Consider the following 17,706-nt stretch of genomic DNA (forward strand, 5'->3'; position numbering starts at 1 on the left):
AACAAAAGCCCACCATGCGCAGCCCCCAGGGCAATGGCATAAAAAACATGACACACTATCGAGTTCTCAAACAACACACCCACCGAGATTTCAACTGGAAAAGAATTCCCTGCTTGCCTCTCGAAGGCGACCGGACTAGCATAAGCAGGTTGTCGTTCGGGAATCAAATTCGGATCGCGTGACCCTGATCTCTGAACTATTCTGCTATTTCCGCGCCGGTGAGGATCACTCCTTCCGACTCGGCGTTTCCGCCGTCCGGTGCCGCCGTCGAACCGTGCGGTTGCGTCGGCAGCGAGGAGTACTATAGCCAGGCCTGACCGCCTCCTGTCAAACGACTTTCGCGCGACCTACGTCACACCTGTGTTCCCAGGATGTCAGGTCTGTTCTCCCCGCTCCGACGCCTCGCTTCACCACTGCTCCGCTCGGCATTGCGGGGCGCCGGCCGAACCACGCGGACCCTCAGGAGGCGCGGGCGCGGGAGGCCTGGTAGGCGGCGCCCACGATGCCGGCGGTGTTGAGCAGCTGAGCCGGGACGATCGGGGTCTTGAGGTCAAGCAGCGGCAGGTACTTTTCGTGCTTGCGGGAGACGCCCCCGCCCACGACGAGCAGGTCCGGGGAGAAGAGCATCTCCACGTGGGAGTAGTAGCGCTGGAGGCGCTTGGCCCACTTCTTCCAGGACAGGTCCTGGGCGGTGCGCTGGCCGGCCGAGGCCCGGCTCTCGGCGTCGTAGCCGTCGATCTCCAGGTGCCCGAGCTCGGTGTTGGGGACCAGGGTTCCGTCGACAATGACGGCCGAGCCGATCCCGGTGCCCAGGGTGGTGACGATGATGGTCCCGGGCACGTCCTTGGCGGCACCAAAGGCGACCTCCGCCAGCCCCGCGGCGTCGGCGTCGTTGAGCCCGGTCACCGGCCGGCCCAGGTGCTCGCGCATGAGATCGGTGAGGTTGACGCCGGTCCAGGACTTGTCGAGATTGGCGATGAAGGGGACGGTGCCGTGGACGATCGGAGCGGGCAGGGCCACGCCGACCGGGACGTCGTCGCCCACCTCGAGCTGCTCGAGGAGCTCACGGCACACCTCAGCGACAGCTGCGGGAGTGGACTCCTCAGGAGTGTCGATGCGAACGCGCTCGCCGATGAACGTGCCCGTGGCCAGGTCGACCAGGGCGCTCTTGACGCCTGATCCGCCGATGTCGATCCCGCATGCCACGGAAACTGCTGGTGCTGTCGAAGTCATGAGGTCCTCCTGGTACTACGCGTCCTCGCGGCCGCTGCCCAGCCTAGTGCAGGGACGGCGACCGCGAGGACGGTCGGGGGAAGCGATGGTTGCCGGAGGCTCCAGCAGCGCCCCTCAGTCGCGAGTGCTCTCCTGGCGGGCGCCCCGGTAGAGGTACCACAGCGTGCCGACGAACAGCACCACGCCCACCCAGGGAGCGATGCCGGCGAAGCCCTCGGGCATGATGGCCAGCGGGTCCGCCTTGCCGCTGAAGGCCACGACGATCCCGGCGTAGATCACGCCAGCGAGGCTCTCGCCGACGATGAGGCCGGTCGCCATGAGCGTGCCCATGCGCTTGGCCAGCTCCGGGTTGGCGGTGCGCTCGGCCCAGCGGTCGTAGAGGTGACCGAGGGCGGCGCCGATCGGGATCATGACGGTGACGGCCGTGGGCAGGTACATGCCCATGCCGACGGCGAGCGGCGGCAGGGAGTACTTGCTGGTGCGGCGCAGGACTTCATCGATGGCGATGACGACGGCGCCGATGAGGGCGCCCAGCCCCAGCAGGCTCCAGTTGAGGTCGCCGCCGAGGACGCCCTGGACCAGGTGCTTGATGAGGTTCGCCTGGGGTGCAGCCAGGGCATCATCACCGGCATCGGGGGCGCCAGCGAACCCGAAGGCGCCCTGCATGAGGCTGAGCACCGGCGGGATGACGATGGCGCCGAAGACGACGCCGATGACGAGCGCCACCTGCTGCTTCCACGGGGTGGAGTCGACGAGCTGGCCGGTCTTGAGGTCCTGGAGGTTGTCGTTCGAGATGGTGGCCACGCCGAAGACGACCGCGGTGACGAACAGGGTGTAGGCCACCAGGGTGCGGACGTCGTCGGGCGAGGAGGTGGTGGCGATGGTGCGCACGAGCGCGGCCGCGGTCACCGCCACGAGGATGCCGACGCCGGAGATCGGCGAGTTGGACGAACCGATGAGGCCGGCCATGTAGCCGCAGACCGAGGCGACAACCAGACCGATCAGCAGGATGAAGAGGATGGAGACGATGATGAGGCCCGTCGCGTGGTGAGCCATGGCGGTCCCGTGCAGGAACAGCCACAGAAGCACACCGATGGGCAGCATGGAGCCGACGGTGACACCGATGACCGTCTTCATCGACAGGTCACGCTCGGTCAGGGGGACCTCCTCACCGGCGTCGCGCTTGGCGCTGGAGGCCAGGGAGTCGCGGATACCGGTGACAATGGGACCGAGGATCTTCAGGAAGGTCCAGATGGCGGCGATGGCGATGGCGCCAGCACCGACGATCCGCACCTCGCTGGCGAAGGTGGCGCCCACGAAGTCGGCGAGATCCTTGTCGGCGACCGCCGTGCCCCAGGTACGCATCGGAAGCAGCACACCGTAGGAGATGAGCAGGCCGACGATCATGGCGATGCCGACGCCGACACCGACCAGGTGGCCCACGCCGGCCAGCGCCAGGGACAGGGAGGTGCCCATCATCGTGGCGCCGGCACCGACCCGGAAGACCCCGGAGATGTCGACGCTGATGGCCTTGAGGGCGTTGAGGAAGTACAGGGCCGCCGAGGCGATGGAGCCCCGCACGATGACACCCAGTCCACGGCTGGACTCCTCGGCCCCTTCGCTGGTGTCACCCACGCGCAGGACCTCGGCGCCGGCCACACCCTCGGGGTAGGGCAGGTCGGAGTTGGTCACGAGCGCGCGCCGCAACGGGATGGAGTAGGTGACTCCGAGGATGCCGCCCAGGACGATGACCAGGACCGTCTGGAGGTAGGGGAATCCGGTCCACCAGCCCACGATGATGAGTCCGGGCAGCACGAAGATGATGGCGGACAGCGTCCCGGCTGCCGAGGCGATCGTCTGAACGATGTTGTTCTCCTGGATCGTGTGATCGGAGAAGCGGCGCAGAATCGCCATGGAGATGACGGCGGCCGGGATCGAGGTGGCGAAGGTGAGCCCCACCTTGAGGCCGAGGTAGACGTTTGCCGCGGTGAAGATGAGCGTGATGATGCCGCCGATGACGATGCCGCGGAAAGTCAGCTCCTTGACCGGGCCGGAGCCGGCACTGGACGGCTTCGCCGCAGTGGAGCCGCGTGAGGTTGTTGTGGACATGGTGAGATCTCTCGATGTCGGGATGATTCCGGGGGCGAGACTAGCACTGCGTCCGAATACGATCGTTTACAGCTCATTCGATGCACAACAGATCAGGGCCGCCGCCGTCGTCCTCAACACTTCGACCGAAACTTCATAGATGACCCGGAGCCGTGTCTTTTATGAAGTTTTGGTCGAAGTGTCAAGAAGCGATGCATGCAGCGCCCGGCTCACTCGGAAGCCAGGGCGCCGGCGATCCTGTACAGGGCAACCGCCAGGAGGAATGCGAGAGCAGTCATGAGGCTGGGGCCCCAGAAACCGGGGAATCGGGTGAGAAGGTCTCCGCCGACGGCGCCGGCGATCGTGGCACCGAGGTACATCGCCGTGTTCGACAGTGAGGAGACGGTTCCTCGCGCCTGGCCGGCGTGGGCCTGCAGCTGCCCCATGAGAACCGGCAGGAGGAAGCCGGCGACCACCAGGGCCGCGGCGAAGGCCATGACGACACCCCACATGGTGTGCGCAATGAGCGGCATCGCCCCGGCCAGGAGGTAGAACGCGCCCTGGACGAGGATGCCGGCCCACAGCGACCGCCGCTCACCGATCCTTGCGACGAGCCGCGGACCGAGGATCGACCCCAGCGCGGTTCCCAGTCCGATCATCATCATGGCCTTCCCGATAGCGGTCTGCGAGGCTCCGAAGTCCTTGGCCAGCCAGGAGCCGATGAAGGAGAACGAGGCGTAGTTGCCGGTCTGGAACACGAGGTAGGCGAGGAGCGACCACCGCAGCACCCGAGAGCCGAGGACCCTTCGGTAGGAGCCGATGACGTCGACGGGCTCCCCGACCGGCCGCACATGCGGGAACGCGAGGAAGAGAAGTCCCCACAGGACAACGCTGACCGCCGCGACCACGAAGAACGGTAGCTGCCACCCTCTGACCGAGAGGTAGGAGCCGATCGGCACTCCGGCCACCTGTGCAACCGCCAGTCCCGCAGTCGCATAGCCCATGACTGTGATGATGGACGGCCGGGGCACCGTCATCGGGATGGCGGCCCAGATCTGGGAGCTGACGAAGGCAGCGCTCACGCCGGCCAGGAAGCGGGCGGCGACCATGCTCCAGAAGCTCCAGGCCAGACCGCACGCGCAGGTGAGGACGGCGAAGGCCGCCAGGCCGGAGAGGATGACCCGACGTCGGTCGTGGCGGTCAGAGACAGGACCGGCCACGAGGGCGAACAGCGCGTACCCCAAGGCGTAGGCGGAGACCAGCCAGCCTGCCCGGGACAGGGGGACGTCGAGCTCTCGCTGGAGCAGGGGCAGCAGGGGCGCGACGAGGAAGGTGTCGGTCCCGATGGCGAACATGGTGAAGAAGGACAGCCATCCCATGGTGGAGACGCGAGCGCTCTTCGACGGCACCCTCTCGTCATCTGCGGACACATGCGTTGAGACACGAGCTTCTTCCGTCATCCCAAACCTCCTTAGTTCGATGTTTGACGAACTAAGAATTATTCGAGACGCTACCGTTGTCAACCCCATCCCAGCGCACGCCGGGGCGACGGTCGGGACAGACGGGACAGAAAGGCAGGGACGATCCGTGAAAGACAGGGAGCTCTTCCACCCCGAGGCGGCCGACATCTCCCTGGACGCGATCCTGGGCGCCCTGTCCGACCCCATCCGCCGCGACGTCCTGCGCCGGATCGCCAATGAAGGCGCCCTGTACTGCGGTGACCTGAGCTACGACGTCGTCAAGTCCACGATGTCGCACCACTTCCGGGTGCTGCGCGAGTCTGGGCTCATGCACACCGAACGAGAGGGCAAGCACCGGCGCATCACCCGGCGCGACGACGTCATCGAGCAACGCTTTCCGGGGCTGCTGGCCGCCGTCGGCCTGCCCGCGGGCAAGGGGCAGTGGCCGGACTGACGACCGCCCGGGCGAGCACTCTCACGGCGCCAGGACAAGCCGCCGTCGTCGTCCTCAACACTTCGACCAAATCTTCAAAATCGACCCGGAGCCGCGTCTTTTCTGAAGATTCGGTCGAAGTGAGCGGTGCGGCGGGCGCAACCGGCTCACTGCGAGGTGACCTCGACCTGCTGGTGGGTGTTCCACCCCATCCTGGCGCTGGCGACCACCCCCAGACCCGCAGAGGACGCAGGATCAGCGCGGACCACAGCGTCGCCACCGAGGACAGGAGGAGGCTGGCGTACCTCTCTGGGGGCCGGTGGTGTCCGAGCGCCACACGGTGATGTACCGCAAGCGCTGCGCCAGTCCGAGAAACACCGCGCACCCCATTCACGCCGATAACCCGATACCCCGCCTGGGCCCGGGACGGCAACGAGGCCCGAACCGAAACCATCGACGATGGTAAAGGTTCGAGCCTCATGCGTGTGGTGGAGCTAGGGGGATTCGAACCCCCGACCTTCTCATTGCGAACGAGACGCGCTACCAACTGCGCCATAGCCCCAAGTGCGGACTGATCCTAGCATCGCCGCCCGGAGTCCTGGCAAGTTCGGGTGCGGTGAGCCCGCCCACCGCACCCGGACCGCCGGGCGACGTGCCGCGGGAGCCCGGTGCTACTCGCCGGCTGCGCGCCGCCCCTCGAGGATGGCGTCGAGGTCGATGGGGTGGAAGAGCTCCTCCTCGTCCTCCACCGGAGCTGGGACGTAGGCGCGGGCCGAGTGCGGGCGGGCGGGCACCGGCGCGCAGGTGCCCGGGTCGACCACCGGGTCGGTGTAGGAGCGCCGGGGCGCCCTGGCCGCCAGCGTGTAGGTCGGGGCGGGCACGTGGACCGGGCGCCAGCCCTGGGGCGGGGTCGACGTCGTCGCCTCCTCCTTGACGGCTCCCCCCGCCTCTGCCGGAGCAGCGGTAGCAGGGGCCTGAGTGCCGGCGACCGGGCGGGTCGGCTCTGAAGCAGTGTGGGGGGCAGGCTGGGCGGAGGCCGCGGCAGTGCGCCGAGCCGGCTCAGCGGCGACCTGCGGGGACGGGGCCGCAGCGGCGCGCTCTTGCGCCTCCTGCTCAATGGCGGTCGCCTCGGCGAAGAGCTTGCCCCAACCGGACAGGCCGCGGGAGGCTGAGGCCGACAGGGAGGCGACGAAGTCCTTGGTGCGCGGCGAGCTCTCCTCGTCGCCATCGCGGGAGACCGCCTCGCGCACTCCCATGTCCCGGGTGACCCTGCCGGCATGGCGGGAGGGCACGTAGACCGAGGCGCGGCGGGTCGCTTCACGTTCGGCGGCCACCGCGGCGGCGGTCTCGTCATCGAGGTCGGCGTCGAGCCTGGCCAGGCGCTCCTCCTCGGAGTCGACGGTCTGGGAGGGACGGACAGCAGCGGTGCTGGTCCCGGTCGCCTCGGCGGGGCTGCCTGCTGCGGTCTCAGCGGACACGGCGGGCTCAGCCTGCACCGCGCCGACGGCCTCACGGGGCGACGACGCCGAGCGCGCGGCCGGCCGCTGGGCGTCCTCGCGGGCGAGGCGCTCGATGAAGGGATCCTGCGCGCCGGAGTCACCGGCGGACTCGACAGCCTCAGCGGACACGGCTGGCGAGGCGGCACTGGCGCCGACAGCACCGCTGGAGGCGCTGTGCGCACCGTCGACGACGGAACGGGGCGCGGCCACGACCGAGGCCGATGAGCGCCGGCCGGTCAGGGTCACCAGGGTCTGCTCGAGCTCGGCGATGCGACGGCGCTCACGGCGGTCCGCCGCGGCCGAGGCCAGAGCGGCCCGGTGCCCAGCCACCATCGAGGTTCCTAGCAGGGCGGTGGGCAGCAGGGCGGGCCACCACGGCAGTGCGGTGACCAGGCCCAGCACCCAGGCGCCGAGCGAGACTCCGAGCAGGACGCTGGCGACGATCCCGCGGTGCGAGGCGGCGACCCGGCGGCGCTCACGCCCCTGGGCGTGAACCTGGCGGGCACGGTCGAGCTCACGCTCGGTGCGCAGGGCGCGCACATTCCTCACGGCGGGCCTGTTCATCACCCTCACCTCCGGTCGACGTCGAAAGAGCTCCGCATGCCCACTGTTCGCGCAGGTGTCGTCGCGTTCGACGGCGGCCGCACCCGTGGCCAGGACCCGCAGCTCAGCCGAGTAGCGGTCCTGGACGTTGGAACGGCGAGTCATCTCGCGGCGCCCCACTAAAAGCGGAAGGAGGTACACGGAGAGAACCGTGATGAGGGCGATGACTGCCCAGATCTCGATTCCCACACAGCAACCGTAAGCGCGCCCGTCCTCGTCCCCGCGCAGGAACACTCCGGCTTTCCTTCGAAATACCTGGGATTCACGACGTCACACTGTCAGCATGACACCCCTGCCACCACATGAGTCACACGCGTTTCTTCCGTCTCTTCGAGCACGCCGTGACCGACCGGCCAACAGCCAGCCCGAACGCGCCGTCGCCGCACCCGCCACGACCCCGCGTGCGCCCCGCCCCCACCGGCGCGCACGCCATGAAAAACCGTCATCCGCGCACCAGCCGCTGCTCGAAGCCGGTGCCATTGGGCCCGTGGACCTCCTCGGCAAGGGCCGCGAAGGAGACGTGGTCGGCCCAGGCTCCGTTGATGTGCATGTAACCGCGGCGCAGCCCCTCCTCGCGCAGCCCGAGACCACGGCACAGTGCCAGGCTCCGCTCGTTGTCGGGGCGCACGTTGATCTCCACGCGGTGCAGCCCCACCGGCCCCAGTAGGTGGTCCAGGACGAGGGCCACCGCCAGGCGCATGATCCCCCTCCCCTGCCAGGCCGAGCCGATCCAGTAGCCGACCTGGGCGCTACGCGTGGCCCCCCAGATAATCGGGTCGACGGCGATCTGGCCGGCGAAGGCGCCGTCGACCTCGACGACGAAGGGCATCGCCTCGGCGAGCCTGGCCCGGCGCGTCTGGCGGCGCAGGAAGACGGGGAAGGTGCTCAGAACCTCCCCTCCGCCGACCGGCAGGGTGGCCTCCCAGGGAGCGAGTCGGTCGTTGTCCGCCAGCCGCAGCGCCTTCCAGGGCTCCTCATCCTCGGCCCGCAGCTCGCGCACGACGACCGAGGGGTGCCCGGGCCCCCGCGTGGCACCGGGTCCCCGCTCCTCCTGGGCGACTTCGGGCTCGAGGCGCACCGGCCAGGTGAAGCGCGCCGGCGCCCCGGCCCCGAGCAGCAGGCCGGCGACGGCCCGCCTTAGTCCCCCGCCGAGAGTGCCGGCGGACGTCGTCGAGGCCGAGTCGGGCATCAGGCGTCCAGCAGGAGGCAGTGGAGGGTGTCGCCGGCCACCACGGTGCTCGTGTCCTCGGGCACGACGGCGATGGCGTTGGCCTCGGACAGGCCGTGCAGCCGGACCGTGCCCGGCGGCGTCGTCGGCTCGGCGCGGTATCCGCGGGAGGGCGAGCCGCTGACGCGCACCGGGACGAACTCGCGCTTGCCGCTCGGGGAGTGCCAGCCCTCGGAGATGGTGGCCGGCAGGCTGGAGCGGTGCAGGGAGGTGCGTCCAGCGATCTGGCGCAGGACCGGGCGCACGAAGGTCTCGAAGGCGATCTGAGCACTGACCGGATCTCCGGGCAGGCAGAAGATTGGGATGCCCTCGACCGTCCCCACACCGAGCTGGCGGCCCGGGGACATGGCGACGGCGTCGAAGCGCACCGAGCCCAGGGGAGCCAGAACGTCTTTGACAGTGTCCCCCTGCCCGACACTCAGGCCCCCGGTGGTGATGAGGACGTCGGCGCGCACGAGCTGGTCCTCGATGGTGTCGGCCAGGGCGCGCAGCTCGTCGGGGACGGCGGCCACCCGGAAGGCCTGGCCGCCGGCGTCGGTGACCGCGCAGGCCAGGGCGTGGCCGTTGGCGTCGAAGACGTCCCCGGCCTCGCGGGACTGACCGGGCTCGACCAGCTCGTCCCCGATGGAGACCACGACGACGCGCGGGGCGGGCCGCACGCGCACCCGGTGCATCCCAAGGCCCGCCAGGAGGGCCACGTGGCGAGCGCTGATGCGCGCCCCCCGTTTGAGGACGGTGGTTCCCGACTTCACGTCCTCGGCGCGGCGTCGGACGTTGTCGCCGGCCGAGACGGCGCGGTGGATGGTGACCCGGGACTCGCCGCGGTCGGTGTCGGCCCAGGGGATGACGGCGTCGGCGCCCAGCGGCATGGGGGCCCCGGAGTCGATGAGGACGGCGGCTCCGGAGACAAGGTGGCAAGGGCGCATGTCGCCGGCGCGCACCGCGTCGACGACGTCGAGCACGAGCGGGTTGTTGCGGTCGGCCTCGGCGACGTCCTTGGCGATGACCGCATAGCCGTCCTGTCCGGCCAGGTCCACGGCGGGCAGGTCGATTCCGGCGACGACGTCCTGGGCCAGGACGCATCCGACGGCGTCGGGCAGGACCACGTCGAGGGGTGCTGCCGCCTGGGCGATCTCCAGGCAGGCGGCCAGGTGCTCGGCCACTGTTCTCATGGCACTCAGGTTACCGTCAGGTTGACGACACGCGCCGTGCCCCGCCGGGACGAACGATTCAGGTGCAAGATGTCATCACCTGCGAGGATGAGGCCATGACGACCGGCGCGCTGGACCTTCCCGATACGGGCCGACTCGAGCTCGACGACGCCAAGGACGAGCTGCGCAAGGTGCTGCGGGCGCACCGTCGTGCCCATCACCACCACCCGACCCAGGGGCACACGGCGGACTGCGAGGCACTGACCAAGCACGCCCTGGAGGCGGTGGCCGGCGCGCAGAGGGTAGCCGCCTTCGTGTCGGTGGGGGCCGAGCCCTGCACCCGGCTGCTGCTGGAGCGGCTTCACGAGGGCGGCGTCCAGGTCCTGCTGCCGGTGCTCGGGCCCCGCCTGGCGCGCTGCTGGGGGCTGTTCCAGGGAAGTGAGGACCTGGCGGAGCGGGCACCGAGGCGGCCTCCGGAGCCCAGCGGCCCCACGCTGCCAGCTGACGCGGTCGGCCAGGTCGACGCCCTCATCATTCCGGCACTGGCCGTGGACAGTGCCGGGCGCCGTCTGGGGCAGGGTGGAGGCTGGTACGACCGGATGCTGCCCCTGCGCTCCCCCGAGGCCCACACCTTCGCCATCCTCCACCCCGAGGAGCTGGTGCCCGGGCCGCTGCCGGTGGAGGAGCACGACGAGCCCGTGGACGCCGTCATCACGGCCCAGGAGTGGTTCCTGCTGGCCGCCGGCTCACCTGCGGCCAGCAGATCCCCGGAGGTCTGAGCCCGCCGACGCCGCCGACTCCCGGGGGCCACAGGCTCGTCGGAGGCGCCCCCTGTCCACAACGCCGACGAGCGGGCGTGCCAGAAGGCCACCGGCCACCGACCCTGATGGCATGAGACCTCGCCACGGACTGCCCCACCGCCCCGCTCTCAGCACCTCGAGGGAGCCTCAGGATCCCCGCGAACAGTCGCCGCGCTCCGTCGCATCCGGCTCCCGCCCGGCCCGTCCGGGCAGGCTGGCCGGGTGGACCGGGGGCCGTCCATCACTCCTGCTGTGGCGCCATCGCCACCTGGTGGTGGCCCTCTGCCTGGGAACCGCGGTCCTGGTCGCCCTCAGCGTGCTGCGTCCCGGCCCCGAACACGGGCAGCAGGTGCTCGTTGCCTCGCGCTCGATCAGTGCCGGTGTGATCCTCACCGAGCAGGACGTCTCAATCAGCACGCTTCCGGCCGGCGCCCTGCCTCAGTCCCCGTTGACCTCCACGGACCAGGCGGTCGGGAGCCGGGCCGCGATCTCTCTGGAGAAGGGCACGGTGCTGACGGCCTCGATGACCAGCGGCGGCTTGGCCCAGCAGCTGGGAGACGACGAGAGACTGGTCCAGGTGCCCATCGACGTCGGAGCCGAGCTGGCCCACCCCGGCGCGCGGGTGGACGTTATCGGACAGGCCCCCGCGGACTGGACGCCACTGGAGCAGAACGGCGCTCCCCCGGGCGGAACAGCGCAGAATCCCGGAGAGCAGCCCGAGGCCCCCGCCGCTCCGCAGGGCCCGGGGAACAGCGCGACAACGGCTCCCTCAGCCGACCCCGACCCCCCTTCTTCACTGACCGACCAGGGATCACCAGGATTTCAAGAGTCTTCTCAAAGCATTTCCCAAGGAATACCTGCCGCATCTTTTGGAACGCACAGCACAGTTCTCTGTTCTGGAGCGCGTGTAGTGGCGATTCAGCAGGCTGGAGAGGATGGGCAATGGACAGGAAACAAGAAAGTAACATTTATCACACTAGTTATTCCCGCAAGTAGCGTTATTCTGGTAGTTGGTGCGGCTACGAATAGCACGCTCGGCATTGCGCTGAGCCCGTAATGCCGCTGCGGCGTCTTACGCGAATGATAAAACGCTTTCACTTTCAGCCCCCGATGGCGCGCCCCCGGCAGTCGTCTGCCCGCGCCGCTAGAAAGGATCGCCATGCTTAAGGGATTCAAGGAGTTCATTGCACAGGGCAACGCCCTCGAGCTCGCTGTCGCCGTCATCATTGGTGGAGCCTTCTCACCGATCGTTGACGCCATCACCAAGGTCATCATGACCATCCTCGGCCAGATCATCGGCCAGCCGAACTTCGACTCCGTCGGTCAGTTCAAGATCTTCGCGAGCGCCGATAAGTTCGTCCAGCCCGGCACGATCATTACCGCCGTGGTGAACTTCCTGCTCGTGGCCGCCGCCGTCTACTTCGCCATTGTCCTGCCGATGAACAAGCTCAAGGAGCGCCTGGCCAAGCAGAAGGCCGAGGAGGAGGCCAAGGAGGTCACCGACGTCGAGCTGCTCACCGAGATCCGCGACCTGCTCTCGGCCAACGCCGCCAAGCAGTGAGTCCCGCAGCGATCTGATCATCGCCTCAGCGGAAGGCCCCGCCGATCCTCATGATCGGCGGGGCCTTCCCCTTTCCTGCGCCGCAGCGTCATGTGCTGCTCATGACTGCTGGAGCTTTCGGGTGTCACGACATCCGGGGCAGAGGCCGGACGCGCACTCCTGAGATCGCTTGCTCACGTCGGCCCGGGCGGTCGTGGCCGTTCATCGATACTGCGGTGGCGTTCTGCGTGTACTGCACGAGGGCGGGGTGCTACTGGAGGAGGTTCGGGGATACTGCAGGTAGGTGGGGCCCTCGTGCAGTACGCACAACTCCCGACCACCGGGCTCCCCCATTGAGCGAGCACCTCGCGTTCGTAGGGTAGCCCTCGCGTTCGTACCCTGAACCCCCTGTGTTGTCTCATGACTTCTGAGAGTTTCGGATGTCATGACATCTGAGACACTGGTTGGGTGGGTCTGCCGGATGGGAGAGCTGCTGCTTCGGCTTGTCGGAGGGGGCCGGCTCGGTGACTGTGGTGACTGCTGTCGTCGTCTGGATGCACTGCACGAGGGTGGGGTGCTACTGGAGGAGGGTTGGGGGTACTTCGGGTAGGTGGAGCCTTCGTGCAGTACGCACAACCCGTGGTCAGTGGATCCCGACCCTCGTGGAGTAGACCGACTCGGGCCGGCTCGGGGCGGAGCCGGCGTCGAACCATGACCACCGGGCCCCGCACAGACGGCGGTCAGGGAGCGGTGCAGGAGGGCCTGTGGTGCAGGCGCCGGGCTGTGCCACCGAGAACCCTGGACTCGCTCCTGCGCGGCCCGGTGTCCACAGCGCTGACATGAACGATCCTGCCGTCAATGTTCCCCGTGGGGATTGTTGGAATGCTGCGGTTCTTCTGCGGCGTGCAACGCCGATGCGTCTGTGATGTCAGCGCCATGGACACCAGCGACCTGCCAGACCTCTTCCCTCCGCGCATCGCCGCTTCCAGGACCACCAGCACGCCCCGGCTTCCCGCCCGAGCGAGTGTCTCAGAAGTCATGACACTCAAATGTCTCAGAAGTGAGGAGACAGCACAGTACCCTTAACCCCCGAACACGAGGCATAAGGTACGAACGCGACGGCGGCCTACGCGGCCGACTTCGCCGCCAAGGCACCACGAAGTCGGCCCACCATCGCCTCCAGGACGATCAGCCCCAGTGCGGGGGGACGTCGCGCCGGAGGCGGGCGTCATTGGAGCCTGCACCACCGGGGGCGGGGGCGTCGAGTCCCTCTGCGGGGCCGCTGAGGGCGTCATGCTCGTAGTCTGCCCTCGCCAGGTCCTCCGGGCTCTGGCCGCGGGCCACACGCGCCTGGTCCCGGGCCGAGAGAGCCACCACCCGACGGCGACGGCGCGTGCTCCCGCGCCCAGGCGTCACGCCGCTGTCCGCGGCGGGCTCCGCCTCCGAGGCCCGCGCGCAGCCCGATCCACCTGTCCGGGCGGCATCATTCACGCCGTCACTCGCGGCATCATTCATGGCAACACGGTCATTCACTGCGTCATCCAGCACCGCTCGGGCGGCTCAGCGGGTGCGCCGCACGGCATTGGCCAGGACGGCGTCGATCCCCGAGCCACGGCGGCGCAGAGCCAGCGCAGACCTCAGCTCCTCGACCTCCCCGGCCTCAGAGCGGCTCACGCCGTCAGAGCGGATCCAGGCCATGAGGTCATCGAGCTGGTCGTCGGAGTAGGCCTGCAGCGGCAGCCCCTGGGCGATGCGGGGGCGCTCGGTGCGCTCATGGGCCTCGGCGGCCTCGGCCTCGGACGCCTCCTCGGGAACGGCTCGCATCGAGTCGTCGACCCGCTCGGGCACGGCCTCCATGGCCGGGGCGGCCTCGCCCTGGCGCTCCACCAGGACGGCCAGGACGAGCTCTTCCACGGCTTTCGCCTCGGCCTCCGGGTCTACGAACACCCCGGCGGAGAAGGCCATGTGGACGTGCCACCCGCGCCGCTCGAGGCGTTCGACGCGATGCCGGTCACGCCGGCGCAGGCTGGGCTCGGAGACGTAGTCGACGTCGTCGGTCAGGACCGCCACGAGCAGCTCGTCGGGGTAGTCGGGGTGGCCGATGGCCAGCGGGATGCGCACGCCGCCGTCGGTCCCGTAGCGGGGGACGACCGACAGGCCCTTGCGCCACAGGTGCTCGGCCAGGTCCACCAGGAGCCGGTCGGGCACCTTGCCGGCGGAGTTGCCGGACTGGGAGGAGTCCTCGGCCCGGGCCAGGACCTCACGCAGCAGGCGCGCCCCGGGGGCGCGCAGGCGGTCGCGGTCGATGTCGCCGGCGGCCAGGCAGGAGACCACCTGGGTGCTGCCCCGCGAGGCGCACAGGGCCTCGACAAGCCCCACCATGCCGCTGTGGTCCGAGACGGGCCCGAAGTTGTGGATGGTGCGTCCGTGCGGGGTCTTGGCGTAGCCCACCGAGATGATGATGTGGTCGCGCTGGAGGGCGCGGGCCTCGGCCAGCTCGACGACGGTGAAGGGCTCTGCCGCCCCAGGGGCGAAGAACTCCTCCAGTGCGGGGGCGCCGGCGGCCGCCCGGGTGATGGCCGAGCGCAGGGCCTCGGCGTGCAGGTGGTTGAGGGCGATGACGGCAAGGGATTCCTCGGGCCGGGTCAGAGCCCGGTCGATGACCATGTCGACGACGCGGGTGACCTCGGCCTCCACCGTCTCCACCGCGGTCTGCCCGGGCGCCGGCATGCCCCGCCCGTCCACGAGCTCCAGGGTCAGGGAGGTGTCCCCCGGTGGGGAGGGCACGGCCTCGACAACCCCCTCGTAGCCGTTGGCCGCCAGGAAGGAGGCGATGCCGGCGTCGAGGCTGTTGCGGGCTGTCGGCAGGGTGCGCGAGGGCAGGAGCGGGCCGAGCTCGGCGGCCAGGCCGGTCGTGGCGCGCCGGGAGTCGCCGACAACGAGCACCTGCTCGGCGCGTACGAAGGCGGGCAGCACCTGCGGGACAGGCATGGGCGTGGAGGCGTCCAGCACGGCCAGGTCCACCACCGCGGTGGGCGAGAAGATCTGGGGCACAAGCGTGGGCGGGACGATCCAGATCGGCCGGGCCAGCAGAGCCATGGGGTGGGCGTCGATGATCTCCCGCAGCGGGACACCGTCCTCGCGGGCCAGCGCGATGTACAGGGCGCGGGCGTCGGCCTTGTCCTGCTCGACGGCGGCCCGCACCCGCCGGGCGTAGGCCTGGGCCACAGGGCCGGACAGGGAGCGCGTGTGGGCGGCGTCGAGCTCGCGCAGCGAGACGGCCATCTGGGACAGGGCGCGCGCGTCGAGACCGCCGAGGTCGGGGTCGGCGGCGAGGATCTGCGCCAGCAGGGAGGACCACCAGCAGTAGGTGAGCTCGGCCTCGAGCTGGTCGGCCTCGACACCGCGGGCGGCCATGTCAGCCACGAAGTCGTTCAGTCCCAGGGCCTCGAGCTCAGTACGGATGCGGTTGACCTCGGGGAGCTTCTGGGCGGTGAGGTCGTCGGCGGCCAGAGAGCGGGACAGCTCCAGGAGATCCTCCAGGGGCATCTCCATGAGCACCGGGGAGTCCTGGGCGCGTCCCAGCAGCGGCTGGACCTCGGCCACGGCGCCGTGGGCGCGCCCGGCGGTGCGCCGCATCTCGTCCAGACCCTGGGGCAGGCGGGGCCAACCGCCGTCGGGGTCGTGGCGGCGCCACACCTCGCGGCGGCGCTGGACCTTGACCAGCTCGGCGTGCAGGTCGTCGACGACGCGGCCCGGCCGCACCAGATCGTTGGCCTGCCGCGTGAAGCGCCGGCGCCGCGAGCCGTCCATGTGGATGCCCCGCTCGTCGCGCCAGCGCTTGGAGGCGGTGGCGATGACCATGTCGGCGGCGGAGCGCTCGAAGACCTCAGGCAGGAAGACGTCCAGGGACTCGCGCACGCCGTCGAACATGTCGAGCTGCTCGATCCACTGGCCCAGGTTGCGGGCCCGGCTCAGGCCCGTGGTGCGGGCGACCACGGCCGTGTGCTCCTGAATGGTGGGCAGCAGGTCGTTGGCCAGGGCGCGCAGGTGGACGAGCGCGTCGGTGGCCTCGTCCATGTCCTCCACCGGGATCCCGTTCCAGGCGCTGGAGGACACCTCCGGGGTGAACAGCCCCAGGGTGTGCCCGCGGCGCAGGAGGCCCAGGGCCCGCTCCCGGCCGTCCTCGTCAAGGCGGCCCAGGTGCTCGGCGTCGATGCGGGCCCGGGTGGTCGCCCGGTCGCGGCGGCTAGTGAGCTCGGCGAGCTTCTGCAGCGCCTCGTAGGCGGAGACCGACCAGGGTTCGCGAGGCCGGTGCAGGGCGCGCACGTAGCGGTCCAGGCGGGAGCGCACCGAGGTGAGGCGGTCCCGCATGGAGATGATCCCGGCGACGTCGAGCTGGGGCGGTTGGACGCCCAGGCTCTCGCGGATGCCCTCGGAGGCGTGCTGGCGCCAGGCGGCGTCCTCGGTGAGGTCCAGGACCATGGATCCCAGGCCCTCCTCACGCAGGGCGGCCGCGACGGCGTGCCCGTCGGCGCTGGTGGCGGGCACGTGCAGCACGGTGCGTCCGGAGGCGGCGGCGTCAGCGAAGACGGCGGCCAGGGTGCCGGCGACGTCGGAGCCGGGGGGTGCGTCGATGAGGAAGCTCGCGCCGGTGCCCACCGCCTCGATGACGTCGAGCTGGGCGGGCTCCAGGTCGCCCACGCCGCGCTCGGCGCCGGGGACCCGGTCGGTGGGGACGGCCGGGGGAAGCTCGACGCTGAGGGCCTCGCGGGCGCCCTCGTCCCCGGCGATGGCGGCGACCAGGGCGGAGGTGCGCGAGCGATCCAGGACGGCGTCGAAGTCCTCCACCAGGGCCTGGCCGGGGTGCACGAAGGCGCCGACGACGAGGCGCTCGTGGATCTCGAAGCCGGGCAGGAACTGCCGGCCCAGGGCGCCGATGCGGGCCAGGGCCGCACGCGGAGTGAAGCCCGCCGAGGACAGGGCGGCGCTGGCAATGTCCCCGATGTCGGTGGTGCACTGGTAGCGGCGCAGGGCCCGGGTGAGAACCGGGTTGACCTCGATGGTGGGGTCGAGGGTGAGGGTGGCGTCCGCGGTGGCGCTGGTCAGGCGCACGGGGCGTAGTAGGACGGGGGCGTTGACCGTGCGCACGCGCGGCGCCGAGGGGTCCTCGGGGACGGTCAGGCCGGCGGCGGCCAGGGCGTTGCGGGCGGCGTGCTCGGCGGCGATGCGCTCGACGTGCGGGATCTGGGCGGTCAGGTCCGCCTCCGGTGAGGCGCCGTCGGCCAGGTTGATGCTGCCGTCGTCCTCGCCGTCCTCGGGGACCGTCTCGTTCCAGGTGGCCACCCCGATGGCCAGGTAGACCGGTGCGACGCCGAACTGGCGGGCCAGGACGTCGGTGCGCGCCGAGACCTCCCGCAGGGACTGGCGGGCCTCGCCCAGGGCGTTGCGCTCGCGCACGATGCTGGACAGGTTGGTGGGGCGGCCGGCGTAGAGCTGGGCCAGGCCGGAGGGGTGGGCGGCGGTCAGGTCGACGACGCCGTCGAGCAGGGTGATGTCGTCCAGGCTGGCTACGCCCCCCAGGTCCACGAGCTGGCTGCGCCAGGTGGACAGGGCCGTGTCAATGCGCTCGCGCCGCTCGACGTCCGCCGCGCTCAGCGGCGGCGCGGGG

At 70.1% G+C, this 17,706-nt stretch carries 12 protein-coding genes and 1 tRNA gene; 4 read left to right on the plus strand and 9 right to left on the minus strand.

What is annotated here, in order from left to right; all coding sequences use genetic code 11:
* Nucleotides 1-459: 459 nt before the first annotated feature.
* The 3 genes from ppgK to RIV14_RS12380 form a co-directional block, all read right to left on the minus strand.
* Complete coding sequence (gene ppgK / locus RIV14_RS12370) at nucleotides 460-1,233, minus strand: polyphosphate--glucose phosphotransferase (RefSeq protein ID WP_075371995.1); 774 nt, start codon at nucleotides 1,231-1,233, stop codon at nucleotides 460-462.
* Between the two features lie 114 nt (nucleotides 1,234-1,347).
* Nucleotides 1,348-3,342, minus strand: a complete 1,995-nt coding sequence (locus RIV14_RS12375) for an OPT family oligopeptide transporter (protein ID WP_075371996.1) — start codon at nucleotides 3,340-3,342, stop codon at nucleotides 1,348-1,350.
* Between the two features lie 209 nt (nucleotides 3,343-3,551).
* A complete protein-coding gene (locus RIV14_RS12380; protein ID WP_428978885.1) occupies nucleotides 3,552-4,700 on the minus strand; it encodes an MFS transporter in 1,149 nt (382 codons plus the stop codon).
* 208 nt (nucleotides 4,701-4,908) lie between these two features.
* Between RIV14_RS12380 and RIV14_RS12385 the strand changes: the two genes are divergently transcribed.
* Nucleotides 4,909-5,235, plus strand: a complete 327-nt coding sequence (locus RIV14_RS12385) for an ArsR/SmtB family transcription factor (protein WP_075371998.1) — start codon at nucleotides 4,909-4,911, stop codon at nucleotides 5,233-5,235.
* 465 nt (nucleotides 5,236-5,700) lie between these two features.
* Here the strand turns inward: RIV14_RS12385 and RIV14_RS12390 are convergent.
* The 4 genes from RIV14_RS12390 to RIV14_RS12405 form a co-directional block, all read right to left on the minus strand.
* A tRNA-Ala gene (locus RIV14_RS12390) sits at nucleotides 5,701-5,776 on the minus strand.
* A gap of 109 nt (nucleotides 5,777-5,885) precedes the next feature.
* The gene (locus RIV14_RS12395; RefSeq protein WP_075371999.1) at nucleotides 5,886-7,550 is read right to left on the minus strand and encodes a hypothetical protein; all 1,665 of its coding nucleotides are present in this window, start codon (nucleotides 7,548-7,550) and stop codon (nucleotides 5,886-5,888) included.
* Nucleotides 7,551-7,758: 208 nt separating this feature from the next.
* Nucleotides 7,759-8,505 carry a GNAT family N-acetyltransferase gene (locus tag RIV14_RS12400; RefSeq protein WP_075372000.1) on the minus strand — a complete coding sequence of 249 codons (747 nt, stop codon included), beginning with the start codon at nucleotides 8,503-8,505 and terminating at the stop codon, nucleotides 7,759-7,761.
* Nucleotides 8,505-9,716, minus strand: a complete 1,212-nt coding sequence (locus RIV14_RS12405; protein WP_075372001.1) for a molybdopterin molybdotransferase MoeA — start codon at nucleotides 9,714-9,716, stop codon at nucleotides 8,505-8,507. The genes RIV14_RS12400 and RIV14_RS12405 overlap by 1 nt, the downstream gene beginning before the upstream one ends.
* 95 nt (nucleotides 9,717-9,811) lie before the next feature.
* On the opposite strand from RIV14_RS12405, the gene RIV14_RS12410 reads away from it, so the two are divergent.
* The 3 genes from RIV14_RS12410 to mscL all read left to right on the plus strand — a co-directional run bounded on the left by RIV14_RS12410 (nucleotide 9,812) and on the right by mscL (nucleotide 12,056).
* Nucleotides 9,812-10,474: a 5-formyltetrahydrofolate cyclo-ligase gene (locus tag RIV14_RS12410; protein ID WP_075372100.1), complete on the plus strand. Its 663-nt coding sequence runs from the start codon at nucleotides 9,812-9,814 to the stop codon at nucleotides 10,472-10,474.
* 292 nt (nucleotides 10,475-10,766) lie between these two features.
* On the plus strand, nucleotides 10,767-11,552 hold the full coding sequence (locus RIV14_RS12415) for an SAF domain-containing protein (protein ID WP_075372002.1): 786 nt from the start codon (nucleotides 10,767-10,769) through the stop codon (nucleotides 11,550-11,552).
* Between the two features lie 102 nt (nucleotides 11,553-11,654).
* Nucleotides 11,655-12,056 carry a large conductance mechanosensitive channel protein MscL gene (mscL, locus tag RIV14_RS12420; protein WP_075372003.1) on the plus strand — a complete coding sequence of 134 codons (402 nt, stop codon included), beginning with the start codon at nucleotides 11,655-11,657 and terminating at the stop codon, nucleotides 12,054-12,056.
* Nucleotides 12,057-13,223: 1,167 nt separating this feature from the next.
* Here mscL and RIV14_RS12425 read toward each other — a convergent pair.
* Both RIV14_RS12425 and RIV14_RS12430 read right to left on the minus strand, forming a co-directional pair.
* Complete coding sequence (locus RIV14_RS12425) at nucleotides 13,224-13,550, minus strand: hypothetical protein (protein ID WP_081381803.1); 327 nt, start codon at nucleotides 13,548-13,550, stop codon at nucleotides 13,224-13,226.
* Nucleotides 13,551-13,595: 45 nt separating this feature from the next.
* The coding region (locus RIV14_RS12430) for a DNA helicase (RefSeq protein WP_309325206.1) at nucleotides 13,596-17,706 on the minus strand (4,111 nt) is incomplete at its 5' end.

The sequence above is a fragment of the Actinomyces acetigenes genome (assembly GCF_031296635.1).
Taxonomy (GTDB): Bacteria; Actinomycetota; Actinomycetes; order Actinomycetales; family Actinomycetaceae; genus Actinomyces; species Actinomyces acetigenes.

Bases quoted from the DNA above. Each gene is read 5' to 3' on its own strand.
- RIV14_RS12380 (WP_428978885.1), bottom strand. From the start codon at position 4,700: ATGGGATGGCTGTCCTTCTTCACCATGTTCGCCATCGGGACCGACACC.
- ppgK (WP_075371995.1), bottom strand. From the start codon at position 1,233: ATGACTTCGACAGCACCAGCAGTTTCCGTGGCATGCGGGATCGACATC.
- RIV14_RS12410 (WP_075372100.1), top strand. From the start codon at position 9,812: ATGACGACCGGCGCGCTGGACCTTCCCGATACGGGCCGACTCGAGCTC.
- mscL (WP_075372003.1), top strand. From the start codon at position 11,655: ATGCTTAAGGGATTCAAGGAGTTCATTGCACAGGGCAACGCCCTCGAG.
- RIV14_RS12425 (WP_081381803.1), bottom strand. From the start codon at position 13,550: ATGAATGATGCCGCGAGTGACGGCGTGAATGATGCCGCCCGGACAGGT.
- RIV14_RS12375 (WP_075371996.1), bottom strand. From the start codon at position 3,342: ATGTCCACAACAACCTCACGCGGCTCCACTGCGGCGAAGCCGTCCAGT.
- RIV14_RS12400 (WP_075372000.1), bottom strand. From the start codon at position 8,505: ATGCCCGACTCGGCCTCGACGACGTCCGCCGGCACTCTCGGCGGGGGA.
- RIV14_RS12405 (WP_075372001.1), bottom strand. From the start codon at position 9,716: ATGAGAACAGTGGCCGAGCACCTGGCCGCCTGCCTGGAGATCGCCCAG.